Consider the following 14,877-nt stretch of genomic DNA (forward strand, 5'->3'; position numbering starts at 1 on the left):
TTTAATAGAAATACGTTATCCAACTTTTCACACTGGTAAAATATCATTGCTGATGCTATGAGTTGCGCCACCAAAGTAATAAAAGCCTTTTGTTTTAATCAAACCGGGAACTGAAGAATATAGCCCGCGATACCTTATTGGAAGAATTTTACATGAAATTGAAAGAATCGTTGCTTTTGAATATTTCGTTGCAAAGTACATTTGTCAATCAATGATTCTGAATAAGACCGAAGCAATTTCATTTATGAAGAAATTGCTTGAAGCTCTATCGAAACCTTTTTTTACCAAATAAAATTAAATATTATGAAAAAAATGTGCTTACTCCTATGTTTCGCTATCTCAATAGCATACTTGTATGGCTGTGGGAGCAATGACGATTCTGAAAAATTCATTGAATGGCCAAAAGAAACCACTTACTCAAATCCGGTATATTCTGGTAGTATGCCCGACCCTACTATAATAAAGGGCAGAGATGGCAACTTTTATTTATATGCTACTGAGGATATAAGGCATACACCAATATGTAGATCAAGTGACCTTGTGTCGTGGAAATTAATCGGCACTGCATTCAGTGAAGATACTCGCCCAACTTTTGAGCCAAATGGTGGATTATGGGCTCCTGATATTAACTATATCAACGACCAATATGTGTTGTACTACTCTATGTCTGTATGGGGCGGAGGAAGTACCTGTGGACTAGGTGTAGCTACAGCCGCCAGACCAGAAGGGCCTTTTAAGGATAAGGGGAAATTATTCCGAAGCAATGAGATAGGCGTACATAACTCTATTGACCCTTTTTATATAGAAGAAGGTGGAAAGAAATATTTGTTCTGGGGAAGTTTTTTTGGCATTTATACCATAGAGTTGGCAGATGATGGCCTGGGATTAAAATACGGTGCAGAAAAACGCCAAGTTGCCGGAACAGCTTTCGAAGCTGTTTACATCCATAAAAGAGATGGTTTTTATTATATGTTCGCTTCAATTGGCTCTTGTTGCGAAGGTATTAACAGCACTTACAAATTAGTTGTGGGCCGTTCTAACTCATTATTTGGTCCTTATACAAATAAAGAAGGAAGAGATATGCTGGAAAATGGTTACGAAATAGTACTTACCTCAAATGACCGATTTGTTGGAAATGGTCATTGTTCTGAAATTATTCAGGATGATGCAGGAGATGACTGGATTCTCTATCACGGTATTGATGTAGACAAGCCAGATGGAAGAGTATTACTGTTGGATAAAGTAATTTGGATCGACGAGTGGCCCGTAATTAACAATGGAACCCCTTCTTTGATATCCGAAAGACCATATTTCGAATAATCTCTGACACGAAACAGTTTTAATTGACACAAACCTGATAATTAAACTATGATGATTAAAAAATCACTCCTCTATTTTTTGATATTATGCAGCTGCATAACCGTATACGGCAAACAGCAATACACTGCTAATCAATCAATAACATCCGAGCAGGAACAGGGGATTCGTATTAGCGGAACCATCGTTGACACAGAAAAATCTCCTCTTGTAGGTGTTACCATTAGGGTAAAAGGAAGCCCCTCAATTGGCGCTATCACAAATATTGATGGGCATTTTTACCTTGAAGTACCAAACAGAGAATCTATTCTTGAAATATCTTATATTGCATTTAAAAAGCAGGAAATTCAGGTTGGATCCAAAATCAACTTTGATATAATTTTAGAAGAAGAAATCAGTAGCCTGCAAGAGGTTGTGGTAACTGGCTATGGAAATCAGAAAAGGATGTCGGTTATTGGTTCAATTGCGACCATTCACCCTAAAGAAATTCAGGTTGGGTCTACGCGTTCCTTATCAAACAATCTGGCTGGTCAAATTGCCGGAGTAATAGCGGTAAAACGTTCTGGCGAACCTGGTTACGACAACTCCAACTTCTGGATAAGAGGCATTTCAAGTTTTTCCGGCAATCAGAACCCTTTGGTTTTAATAGATGGTATTGAGCGCGATCTCAATAACATTGACCCTGCTGAAATTGAATCATTTTCAGTATTAAAAGATGCTTCTGCAAGTGCAATGTATGGGGTTCGTGGAGCTAATGGTGTAATTGTCATTAATACTAAAAGAGGTCAGGTAGGAGAACCAAAAGTTAATGTAAGAGTTGAGCGGTCAATTTCTGAACCGACAAAACTACCTAGATTTATTGGTGCTGTTGACCACATGGAACTTCTAAACGAACTTAAAGAGAACAAGACTCAGTTACCTTACTCTCAGGAACAGATTTACAGAACGCGTATCGGCTTCGATAAAGATTTATATCCTGATATAAACTGGCTCGACGAAATAACAAGAGACTATGCTTACTCGTCCCGTGCTAATATGACTGTTAGTGGCGGATCTGACTTCTTAAGATATTCTCTGGTTGGATCATACTTTGGAGAAAATGGTATTTTGGAAACTGACAAAACCCTGCCCTATGATACAGGTATTAATCTTAACAGGTATAACATGCGTGCCAACGTTGATATCGACATCACCAAAACAACTACACTACGCATGAATATTGGCGGCTTTTTGCAACAACGTAGAGGTCAAAACTCCAGCACTGACGACACTTTTTCAGCTGCCTTCATAACCAGTCCCTTTATGCATCCGGCGCGATATTCCGACGGAACCATACCTGTTATACCTAACCGCCTTAACCCATGGGCTATGGCAACGCAAACAGGCTATTATAATGGATCAACCTCACAAATACAATCATTATTCTCTATCGAACAAAACCTCAGAGCAATTACTCAAGGACTAAAGGCCAAAGTAACCTTTTCATTTGACTCCTACAGCTATGCAAAAATGACAAGAGGAATGAGCCCTACCTATTATCAGGTTGCTAGAGAAAGAAATATTGATGGTAGCCTGAAACACGACATCCTCCATTATGGTGACGATGCTTTGGGGCACAACAAAGAAGGGGATTACGGAAATAAGAATGTTTATTTTGAGTCTACCATAACCTATAATCGTCTTTTTAATCAATTACATGATATCGACGCACTTTTCTTATATAACCAACAAAGCTTTGATGACGGTAGTTTTCAGCCATATCGAAAACAAGGTATCGCAGGACGCATCTCATATATGTATGATAGTCGGTATATAACCGAATTTAACTTCGGTTATAATGGATCAGAGAATTTCGATAAAGGTAACCGCTTCGGCTTCTTTCCATCAGTAGCAGTAGGGTGGTTAGTCTCAGAAGAACCGTTCTTAAAATACAGCAGTGCAAACTTAACTAAACTAAAACTTAGAGCATCAGTGGGTAAAGCTGGCAACGACAATATTGGAGGCAGGCGCTTTGCATATATGACAACCATTTTTACTGGAACAAACGGATACGATTGGGGCGATACCAGCCAAATTGGTCGTGGTGGAATAACCGAGGGTGAGATTGGAGTTGCCGGACTTACCTGGGAAACAGCATTAAAATATAATGTGGGGTTTGAGTTAGGTCTTTGGAATGAATTAGATTTTCATGTTGATTTTTTTAAAGAAAAACGCAACAACATTTTTATGCAACGCAGCATAATTCCAAGCCAAACTGGGTTTATAACTAATCCTTGGGCAAATTATGGGCAAGTAACCAATAGAGGTGTTGAATTTTCATTAAACCACAACAAAAGGATAAATGACAATTGGGGTATTGGATTCCGCTCAACCTTTACATACGCCAAAAATAAAATTGACGAATATGATGAACCTGATGGCGTAAAGGGAACCCACCGAAGCATTACAGGTCTCTCGATGCATACGCTTTGGGGATTGGAGGCTTTACGCCTCTTTACGGCGGACGATTTTGATGCCGAAGGTAAATTGAAAAGTGACATCCCTGAGCACATGCTTGGTTCAACGAGAATTCGCCCTGGTGATATTATGTATAAGGACCGAAATGGTGACGGAATTGTCACCGATGAGGACGAAGGGTTCATCGGTGGAACTATTGATCCGAGAGTTGTTTATGGCTTTGGAGGCAACATTAACTATAAAAAGTGGGATTTTAATTTCTTCTTCCAGGGTGTTGGCGACACTTATCAGATAATAGGCGGCTCAACCTATTTTATGCCAGGAAGCGGACAGGGATTATTAGGTAATGTTTATGAAAACTATAATGATCGCTGGACTGAAGATCATCCTTCTCAAGATGTTTTTTGGCCACGTCTTTCAGAAAATCCAAACCGACACAATTACAGGGGTTCAACATGGTGGAAAAAAGACATGAGCTTCTTGCGCTGTAAACTAATAGAACTAGGATACACATTGCCAAAAAGAATAACAACAAAATCCGGCATTAATAGTGCCCGTATATATGTAAGTGGGAACGATCTTTTCTACTTTTCAAAGTTTAAACTATGGGATCCTGAACTAAACACACGTGATGGTTTAAGATATCCTGGGATGAGATCTGTAATGATTGGTATTGATGTTAATTTTTAACTAAACAACGATGAATACAAAACTAATTAAATACATAATTTCAGGATTATTTAGCTTATTAACAATAACTTCCTGCTCAGATTTCTTAGACAAGGAACCCGATACCGAATTAAACATTGATATGGTATTTGGCAACAAAACTAAAGTTGAATCATGGCTGGCAGGTGTTTACTCAGGCATTCCAAATCCCGGAAATGAATGGTTGAATAGTGCCGGATGGGAGATCTTTGCTGATGACCTTACACCTTCCAGAAGATGGCAACAATGGGATTGGCCAAATATTCCTAAAATATTTGGTGAATGGACACCAAATACACATTGGGATGGCGGTTACTGGCACAGAATGCCTCAACTTATACGGCAGGGGTATATTTTTATTGATAGAGTGCAAGCATTACCTAGCTCAGACTTATCGCAAAAAGAAGTTGATTATATGAAGGCCGAATGTCGCTTTCTTATTGCTTATTATTATTGGATTCTAGTTAACACCTATGGTCCGGTTCCCTTTCAACCCAACTATGTTACCCCATCCAATTTTGTTCTGTCTGACTTGATGATTGGTCAAACTCCGTTTGATGAAATAATTGATTACCTGGATAAAGAAATGCTAGAGGCATCGAAACAACTACCCCCCTCCTACCAAAATGTAGAGAAATATGGCCGGATAACATCTATTATGTGTTTAACTATTCGTTCCAAAATGCTATTATTTGCTGCCAGTCCTCTGGTAAATGGCAATGATTGGTATTCCGGTCATATTAACGATAAGAACCAGGAGTTATTTAACACAACTTACGATCACAGCAAATGGATTAGAGCCGCTGAAGCTTGCAAGTTGCTGCTAGATGAAACCGAGAAAGCAGGTCATGAATTATTTAAAGTTTACAATGCAGATGGAACGATTGACCCATTCTCATCATTGGAACAATTGTGGTGGACTGGCAACAACGAAGGGAATAAAGAAATTCTTTTCCCCTACACCAAAAGAAATGATTACAATAATTTCAGGTATTATACTTCGAAAGCAGTAACTCCAGAATTTGGTGGGGGTGGAGGTTTAGGTGTTTATCAAGGCTTGGTCGATGCCTTCTTTACTAAAAACGGATTGCCGATTAACAACCCAGACAGCAAATACGTTGAAACTGGATACTCTGACACCAAAGACGAACGTAACACTGCCTGGATAGGAGGAACAGGACGTCGGGGCGAGGTAACTGAAAGCGGCACTTATAATATGTATTGTAACAGAGAACCACGCTTCTATACTACTGTAAGCTATAATGGGTCATGGTATTCGCTGGCAGGACGTAAATACGATTTCTTTAGAAATGGAAAGGATAATAATTACACACATGATGCTCCTCAAAATGGATATTTAGTGCGTAAAAAGATTTATCCTACTGATAATCCGAGAAATAATAGCTGGAAATGGCGTCAAACTTTCTTATACCGTTTGTCAGCATCCTATTTAGATTACAGCGAAGCAGTTAACGAGGCTTATAATACAAACGCTGCTCGTCGTGATGCTCTAACATACATTAATCTGGTTCGTGAGCGTGCAGGGGTACGCCAGTATACATTTGATGCAGTGTCGCCTACAGATTTAAACTTTATACGGATTGAAGATAGTCAGGAAGAGGTACGCAAACTGGTAAGAATGGAACGAAGAGTTGAATTGTGCGCTGAAGGTTCTCGTTGGGATGATATTCGACGCTGGAGAATAGCTGAAGAATTGCCAGAGATGACAGGATCCGGTTATGGGATGGATTTTAGCGGAACAAATGCCACTGAGTTTTATAAAAGAACCGTATTTCAAACTCGAGTCTGGAATAAAGCATACTATTGGTTTCCAATTTTCGTAACTGAATTGGATAAAAACAAATACCTGATGCAAGCTCCATTTTGGAAATAAAACAATACTCTGGAAACGAGCATGATTCGTCACACATAAACACGGATGAAAATTCATCATGCGAGTTCCATCCGGTCATATTTTAAAATTTTTGATGGATGAAAAACATTATAACAAAAATATTCTTCCCATTATACCTTATAATAATAATGGGCGCTTGTAATAAAGACACAGAGTATTACAAGCTAGAAAACCCCGCCGACCAAATGAAAATTAAAGCTTCTGAAGAGCATATAATTTTGCAAAAGGCAGATGAAACAAAAGTAGCTATTACATTCAGTTGGAGCAAAGCTACAGATCGTGGAGCCAATGTCAATATCGTATACTATATAAGACTTGTCCATACCGAGATGAAGGATCTGCAAAGCGAACTAATAAAAGTGGGCAATGACACCTATTCATTTTCATGGACAGTTCGTGAATTAAACAATCTATTGTACGCCTGGAATATTGCACCGGGAAATGAAGTTGCCATAGATGCTGAACTTTTTGCTGTACCTGAAAATCCACAAGAATACATGAAGCCCGAGATGTCTAAAACCAGAATCAATATTGTTGGTTACGACCCCTCTAATAAGCTTTATCTAACGATTCAGGAAGGTAACCAAAAACGAAATCTGGAAATGAATATCCTTGATAAGGATATTTATAACTGGCAGGGAGAACTAAGCGATTGTGAATTCTGGTTTGTAAGAAATATGGAGAAGGGCATTCCAGCTTATATGAAAGGGGACTCTGAAAATACTATTGACTATTCTACTACAGGTGAAGGAAAACGATTTAAAGTCCAAAACCTTGGATATTATAACATTACAATCAATACGAATAAATTGGAAATTACAATCGTATCAAATCCTATTAATCGACTCTTCCTTGTTACTTCAAAAGACGGTATAGAAACAATCAAAGCGTTAAACGAAATAGAGAGTGGAACTGATATTTACTATTTGAAAGAGGTTTTTGAGGCAGATACAGAATTCCGATTTGTTCGAAACATACATCAAGTATGGCCAGCGTTTACAAAAGGTGCTGCTGACACAACTTTGGAACTAAATAATGAAGGTGGCGAAATGTTTAAATCTACCAAGACAGCTACCTATGTTATGACTGTAAATATGAAAAATTTATCACTCATCTTTCTCGACATATATGTGTCACCCACTGGAGATATTGCAGTTGTTGGCGATGCGGTTGTTGATGCCGGATGGGATGCCGGGGGAGCAATCCAAAGATGTAAACTAACACAAAAAGATTTGATTAACAGACCAGAGGTAATCAGTTATACCGGAAACTTTACTTATAAATCTTCCGGCTCTGAAAATGCGTTTAAGTTCATTGGAGATTCCAACTGGGGTAATGGAATATTTGCGCTGTTCGCAAATTCTAATCCTTTTGATCCCAATCAACAATATGCTACAACTGATAGTTCCGGAGATAGAAAATGGCAACTGCCTTCAACTACAGCTACTGGTGTATATACATTAGAACTTAATTTACATACTATGAAGATTAATTTCATCAAGCTTTAATATAGCCAAAGGAGAGTATCCCATTTATTTGAGATGCTCTCTTTTCTTTTCTGAATCCTTTACAAACATTTAAATGTCTTGAGCTTAAAAACACTTTTAAGTTACTTATTAAAACCGGATTGCGGAAAGAGAACCAATGTATATAAAAAACCGGGATGATTGCTTGGGTAAACAATCATCCCGGTTAATATCAATAAGTGAGTCTGTTACTTTTTGTTTGCAGCAATTGCATCCACAATCTTTTTCTCCAACTCATCGGCCAGTTCCGGATTGTCACGAATCAAATCCTTAACAGCTTCGCGCCCCTGTCCCAACTTTGTATCGCCATAACTGAACCAACTACCACTTTTCTTAATGATGTTGAGATCCACACCAAGGTCGATGATTTCGCCAACTTTAGAGATGCCTTCACCATACATGATGTCAAATTCGGCTTTACGGAATGGAGGAGCCACTTTGTTTTTAACCACTTTCACGCGGGTTTGACTACCAATTACATCCTCTCCATTTTTTATTTGGGTGACCCTTCGGATATCCAGACGAATGGAAGAGTAGAACTTAAGTGCATTACCACCAGTTGTGGTCTCGGGATTACCAAACATAACCCCAATCTTCTCGCGTAACTGGTTGATAAAAACGCAACATGTATTTGTTTTACTGATATTTGAAGTCAACTTACGCAAAGCCTGAGACATCAATCGGGCCTGAAGACCAACTTTGTTATCGCCCATTTCCCCTTCAATTTCAGCTTTTGGTGTAAGCGCAGCCACCGAGTCGATAACCACCAGGTCGACAGCAGAAGAGCGAATAAGCTGATCCGCAATTTCCAGAGCTTGCTCACCGTTATCAGGCTGCGAAATCAGTAATTCCTCAATGTTTACACCAAGCTTTTCGGCATAAAAGCGGTCAAAAGCATGCTCAGCATCAATAATGGCGGCAATTCCACCTTGCTTCTGTACTTCAGCGATGGCGTGTATGGCCAGCGTGGTTTTTCCGGAAGATTCAGGTCCGTAAATCTCAACAACCCGGCCACGTGGATAACCACCAACACCGAGCGCAATATTCAGGGATATCGAACCCGAAGGTATAACAGGCACCTGCTCCACCACCGAGTCGCCCATGCGCATAATGGTTCCTTTGCCGTATGATTTCTCTATTTTTTCCATGGTAAGCTGAAGGGCTTTCAGCTTTTCCTGATTCACTTTACTCTCTTTTTGTTCAGACATATTCCTAAATATAATTAACTACCTCAATTTCAAAAAAAAAACATATAACAAGTCATATAATTCACTGCTTGAAATGTACAAATCCCTAAAAACTTGGCGCGCCAAACCACTTGTCACGTAAATGCTTAATGAGATTGCACACGAAAGAGTCAATAGTTTGACCACTTTTAACCGCATCAAAAATGAGAAAATCTATAAAAATTGAATCGCTCTGCTGATGCACCTAAACACAAAAATCCATTCCAAATATAACTCTATTTGTGAATATACTTTCAGAATTCTTATCAACAAGGCATAATAAAATAAAAGGCCGTGAACAGCAAGACTTCTGTAAGCCAGACCGTTTCACAACCTTCATCAATTAAACGAGATACAACATTTCAGTAAACATCCCGTGTATAGATAAGAGTATATTGATTTCGAGATGCAAGAATAAAAAATTGACAACACCATGTAGGTGCCAGTCAAAGCATCAATCCATCTGAAAAAAATAGCATAGCCGTTTAAACCAATACTGCTAATCAAATCAAACCATCACCCTCAATGTGCTTAGTGTTAAAAACTGCTAAGCTTCAAGAATTTGAAAAGCATGCTTTTTGGTATCAACTTTGTCGATCACTTTTTCGATCACCCCTTTTTCGTTTATGATAAAAGTTGTGCGTATAACGCCCATGTAGCTTTTACCATACATTTTTTTCTCACCCCAAACACCGTAGGCCTTCATAATTTCCTGGGTGGTGTCGGCAATGAGATTAAATTGCAACCCATACTTATCGATGAATTTCTGATGTGATGCTTCACCATCGGGACTAACACCCACCACATCGTAACCGCGTGTTTGAAACTCACCATAACTATCGTTCAGACTGCAGGCTTCGGCCGTACATCCAGGCGTATTGTCCTTTGGATAAAAATAGAGAACCAATTTTTTACCTTTAAAATCATTCAGCGATATAATATTTCCGGATTGATTTGTGCCCTGAAAATCCGGTGCTGCCATTCCTTCTTTTAAATGTGTCATGGATAAATATTTTATGTGGTTTTTAATCAGTAAACAGATGTCAGGTCAGTTTTGTTTGAGTTTGCCAAAATCCGGAACTTTAGTGCAAATTTATTTTTGTCTGTTACACGTCAAACAAAAACACAACATCCTGCATACATTCAATGTAAAATTCACCCTCAATACTGGTATTGTTAAACCTCAATCTATTGCAGATGATAGAGTATCTGGTTATTCGATGCTAAGACTATTCAGGAAATAATTATCTTGTACATTTTAAATGAATCGTTGTTTAGTTTAACTTTAAGCTCAGATTAAAATAACGAAAAGGCCAATAAACACAGCTATCTCAAAAAAACTAAAATTCAATCTTTTTAATGAACATACTTTTTGTTTACACCATACAGAAATCAATCGTTATAAATAAGCCTCTGGCCGGCCAGGAAGGTTTACAGTTTGGCATATCCTACATCTCTTCATTTTTAAAGCAGCACAACCACCTCACTGACTTAATCGTTCTCGACAGACATCGTAAAAAGGCTAACTTGAAAGTGTTGGCAACCACAATACAGACCTTCTCTCCAGACTTAATCTGCTTCACTTCGGTGCATTCCGAATATGATTATGTAACACAACTTGCCAAATTCGTGAAAAGCAGATTTCCTGAGATTCCACTGATGGGCGGAGGAGTTCATATCACACTAAACCCATCAGAAGAAATGCTGGATGTTTTTGATTGCATCTGTATTGGAGAAGGCGAACACCCTGTGCTGGAATATCTTGGCTATCTCGACAATAAAACTGAGGCACCTGACATTAAGAACCTCTGGCTAAAACACAACGGTACGATAATAAAGAACAACAACAGACCATTTTTAAAGAATTTGGATGATTTACCGTTTCCGGACAGGGCAATCTGGCAAAGATGGATTTTAGAACCCCAAACAAGAATTACAATACTGTTGGGCCGTGGATGTCCCTATAATTGCACCTATTGCTGCAACCACAAACTAAGGAAAGTAGCTGAAGGTAAATATGTTCGGCTTCGCAGCCCCAAAAACATAGTGGATGAACTGAGAACTTTAAGTATTTTACACCCGCAGGTAAACGAGTATTTTCTTGAAATAGAAACCATTGGCAGTGACATGATTTGGCTTGGTGAATTGTGTGAACGGCTGAATAGATTCAACTCATCCATCTCAAATAGGATTAAACTAAGCACCAATCTGCGGATTTTTCCAAATATGGATTTCGACAGCGTATTTCAACTACTCAAATCAGCCAATTTTGAATCGGTAACCATTGGTCTTGAATCTGGCAGCGAAAGGATAAGAACCCAAATCCTAAATCGCGTGTACAGCAATGACCATATTTTGAAAGCCACATCAACCGCAAGAAAATATGGCATCAAAATTGGAATATTCAACATGGTAGGTATTCCGACCGAGACATTGGATGATTTTTCGGAGACTTTGACTATGAATCAAACTATCAAACCCGATTGGCACGCTACCTCCATCTTCTTCCCCTATCAAGGAACGAAATTGTTTGAGGTTACAAACACTCTGGGACTGATGCCCTTAACCCTGAATACGCGCTCCGAACGCCAAAAATCGGTTCTCAACCTGCCTGGATTTAGCAAAAGACAGATACAAAAAAGCTTTGATTCATTCCATTACGAAGTGTATAAAGCATCAGAAAACAGAAAGATACACAAACTGTTAATCTACTTCGTGATGAAACATCTTGGACACAACTTTTTTGCCGAACTTAAAATTAAAACAATTGCATTGTTGTACCAGTTAAGGCTTTATGATATTGCGAAAAAGTATAGACTTTTTGATGTCTTTCAAAAATAAAATGGATGATTATGAACCGATTAGATAAGCCCCCAATTGACTGCATAACAGCAATAACATAAGTACAGTTACCAGATAATCAACCATCAACCCGTTGAGCAATTATAGAATCTGCTTAGCATGTCAAATATAACTTCAGTGAGTATGTTTATAAGGATAAACTTGGTAGAATATCCGTTTCAATCGTTAAATTTGAGGCGTTAAAACCCACCAAAAAGCACAGTATACCAATTGATTTTTAAAGAGAAAGCTATGTGGAAGAGTTTACTGATATGTCTATTAATTTTAACACCTGCTGCATCGCTGCCACTGATGTCGCAACAAAGCATGCCTACCCCCCAGGAAGCCCTGTCGGCCTTTAGGGCAGAAAAATACCAGGAAGCGCTTGATATGTATGGGAGGCTTTTGGAGCGAAACAACCGCGACCAAACATACAACTACTATTATGGTGTATCGCTCTTCAAACTAAACAGAAATCCGGATGAAGCTATCCAGCGATTGCGCCTTGCAGTTGCCCGACCACCTTCGCAAGAGGTGCATTTTTATCTCGGCCAGTTGTATCAGCGAGCCTTTGAACTGGATTTGGCCATCACACACTACGAAAGGTTTCTTGCACAGCAACGTACCGATAATGAGATGACCAAAACGGCAAAACGCGCCATAGAAGAGTGTAAGGCATCCCGCAACATCATAAACAAGTATTTCGACATTAAAATCATTCGCAAAGACACCATACCAAAGGATCAACTTCTTAATTACTACAACTTGTCAAAAGATGCAGGCCAGCTGATGAAAGCCGGCGACTTTTTTCGTGTAGGCGTTAATCCCGAGCAGGTAATTTTTAGAACGGAGCGTGCCAATGAAGTCTATTTCCCAATTATGGGCAGCGACAAAACTTTTGACCTATACAAAGTGGTGCGCCTGTTGGATTCTTGGACCGATGCAGAGCTACTTCCAGAGCCCGTAAATAGTGCCTATAATGACCTCTATCCTTTTCTGTTGATTGATGGCACCACACTCTACTTCAGCTCCGATCGTCCCGGCGGTATGGGCGGGTTAGACATCTATCAATCCACCTTCGACCCTGTTTCAGGAACATTCTCTGAACCCTCAAACCTTGGCCCTCCGTTTAACACGGCCGATGACGACTTTCTTCTGGTACCGGACATTTATGCAGGGAAAGCATGGTTTGCCACAAACCGAGGCATAGATAAAAGCAAAGTAATTGTGACAGAATTGGTATGGGACAAGAATGTGGTACGCTACTTTACCGACAACGTAAGCCAAATTAAGGCCCTTTCGCAATTACCCTTGTCACCCGACGCGGTGGTGCGCAGCAGCTCTACACTCAATGCCACCAACGACTCCCCCACTGTGGGCAAAAAGGACGCGTTTAGATTTTCTATCAACGATACATTGGTTTACACCAAATACGAGCACTTTATGAGTGCTGACGCCTTGAAAACTTTTAAGCAAACTGAGAAGACAGCCCACAAGCGTGACAGCCTCAATTTTGAAATGAATCAAAGACGAAAGGCCTATTCACAAAGCTACAACCAACAGGAATTAATGCGTCTTATTGATGAAATAGTGGCATTGGAAAGGCAGGTTTATAGTCTGGATGAAGCGGTTGACCGCAATCACACCACCGTGCGCCGATTGGAGCTGGAACGCATCCGTCAGCTCATGCGCGAAGGACGATATGTACCGCAAACCAATGCGCGCCCGGCAAGACGTGGCCCTAAAAGTGCCAATCAACTGGCTTTGGAGGACTTGAAAAAAAGTGAGTTTGCATTTTACTCCGACAGTGAATTCACGCGTAACAGAGAACGACTGAATGGCATTTACAAACACTTCTTTAACCAAACGCAAGTGGAAGAACTTGAGCGGTCCGATTCCCTTTATGTATGGGCCAACATATTGTCGCTCGAAGCTGCACGCACGCTTGAAAATGCGCGAAATGTACCCGCGCCACAACCAACACTTCGCGACAGAATAAACAACAGAAACGGAGAAGAGGAAGAGAACTTTGAGATGAAGGCGCTGATAAACAAATCCAGACTTCTGAAACAGCGTTCGCTCAGTTTGTACGAACAGGCACTGGATGAGAAATTTGCCATCTACTACCCTGTTGCCATGGAGTTTGGAGCCAGTTCAAATAAAATTGGCAGCGAAGATATGATTCACAAAGCCACAAGTAGGTTTATGGAGGCCGAAGAGGGTATTAAGGCCATGTCGATATACAACCCGGAAAGATACGAGCGCCTTCTATCACTGAAACGGCAGGGTGTAGACATGATGGAAGAGTCACTTCTGATTCAGATTGCCGGAGCGCCACGGGCGGAACCTGCTCAGACCGAAATTCGCTCAACACGTTTCATGGACATACAAGGTGCCATTCAGCCATCTTATCCGGTCATCCACAAAGGGGATGACATTATAACCCCGGCTGCACCTCCAACGCCGACACCTGTCCAAAAGCCAGCAGCACCGCCACAACCACAAGCCAATGCGGCATCGGTTGTAGCCAGCGCTTTTACACCTGCACCACAGAGCCAAAACGTGGAATACAAAATACAGATAGGTGTCTTTCGCAATGAACCAAATGCCAGCGCATTATCAAAAATACCGCCGGTAACCAAAGAGTTGTTACCCGAAAGTGGCCTGCACAAATACTTTAGCGGCTCATGGCAAAAATATACCGATGCCCAATCAAAAGTACAATCAATCAGGGATGCAGGATTTCCGGGTGCTTTTGTTGTCGCATTTTCCAATGGAGTGACCATTTCGCTTGACGAGGCTAAAAAACTGGAAAAATAGGATTGTCAGTTTTTTTTTGATGGAACAATGATTTTAAGATAAATAACATGGCGCACAGCAGCCTGTG

General features: G+C 40.0%; 8 protein-coding genes. 6 read left to right on the top strand and 2 right to left on the bottom strand.

What is annotated here, in order from left to right:
* Window positions 1–303 precede the first annotated feature (303 nt).
* The 4 genes from ALKIM_RS0103385 to ALKIM_RS0103400 all read left to right on the top strand — a co-directional run bounded on the left by ALKIM_RS0103385 (window position 304) and on the right by ALKIM_RS0103400 (window position 7,905).
* The gene (locus ALKIM_RS0103385) at window positions 304–1,320 is read left to right on the top strand and encodes a family 43 glycosylhydrolase (protein ID WP_026473420.1); all 1,017 of its coding nucleotides are present in this window, start codon (window positions 304–306) and stop codon (window positions 1,318–1,320) included.
* 48 nt (window positions 1,321–1,368) lie between these two features.
* Complete coding sequence (locus ALKIM_RS0103390) at window positions 1,369–4,464, top strand: SusC/RagA family TonB-linked outer membrane protein (RefSeq protein ID WP_026473421.1); 3,096 nt, start codon at window positions 1,369–1,371, stop codon at window positions 4,462–4,464.
* 10 nt (window positions 4,465–4,474) lie between these two features.
* Window positions 4,475–6,376, top strand: coding sequence for a RagB/SusD family nutrient uptake outer membrane protein (locus ALKIM_RS0103395; protein WP_026473422.1), 1,902 nt, complete (start codon window positions 4,475–4,477; stop codon window positions 6,374–6,376).
* 98 nt (window positions 6,377–6,474) lie between these two features.
* Complete coding sequence (locus ALKIM_RS0103400) at window positions 6,475–7,905, top strand: SusE domain-containing protein (protein ID WP_026473423.1); 1,431 nt, start codon at window positions 6,475–6,477, stop codon at window positions 7,903–7,905.
* A 206-nt stretch (window positions 7,906–8,111) separates the two neighbouring features.
* On the opposite strand, the gene recA is transcribed toward ALKIM_RS0103400, so the two are convergent.
* Both recA and bcp read right to left on the bottom strand, forming a co-directional pair.
* Window positions 8,112–9,131 (bottom strand): recombinase RecA, encoded by a 1,020-nt coding sequence (recA, locus tag ALKIM_RS0103405; RefSeq protein ID WP_026473424.1) that lies wholly within the window; start codon window positions 9,129–9,131, stop codon window positions 8,112–8,114.
* A 565-nt stretch (window positions 9,132–9,696) separates the two neighbouring features.
* The gene (bcp, locus tag ALKIM_RS0103410; protein ID WP_026473425.1) at window positions 9,697–10,152 is read right to left on the bottom strand and encodes a thioredoxin-dependent thiol peroxidase; all 456 of its coding nucleotides are present in this window, start codon (window positions 10,150–10,152) and stop codon (window positions 9,697–9,699) included.
* 356 nt (window positions 10,153–10,508) lie between these two features.
* Between bcp and ALKIM_RS0103420 the strand changes: the two genes are divergently transcribed.
* Both ALKIM_RS0103420 and ALKIM_RS0103425 read left to right on the top strand, forming a co-directional pair.
* Complete coding sequence (locus tag ALKIM_RS0103420) at window positions 10,509–11,990, top strand: B12-binding domain-containing radical SAM protein (protein ID WP_026473427.1); 1,482 nt, start codon at window positions 10,509–10,511, stop codon at window positions 11,988–11,990.
* 252 nt (window positions 11,991–12,242) lie between these two features.
* Window positions 12,243–14,810 (top strand): tetratricopeptide repeat protein, encoded by a 2,568-nt coding sequence (locus ALKIM_RS0103425; protein WP_044117723.1) that lies wholly within the window; start codon window positions 12,243–12,245, stop codon window positions 14,808–14,810.
* Window positions 14,811–14,877: the final 67 nt, after the last annotated feature.

Origin of the sequence: Alkaliflexus imshenetskii DSM 15055 (assembly GCF_000517065.1) — a bacterium.
Taxonomy (GTDB): Bacteria; Bacteroidota; Bacteroidia; order Bacteroidales; family Marinilabiliaceae; genus Alkaliflexus; species Alkaliflexus imshenetskii.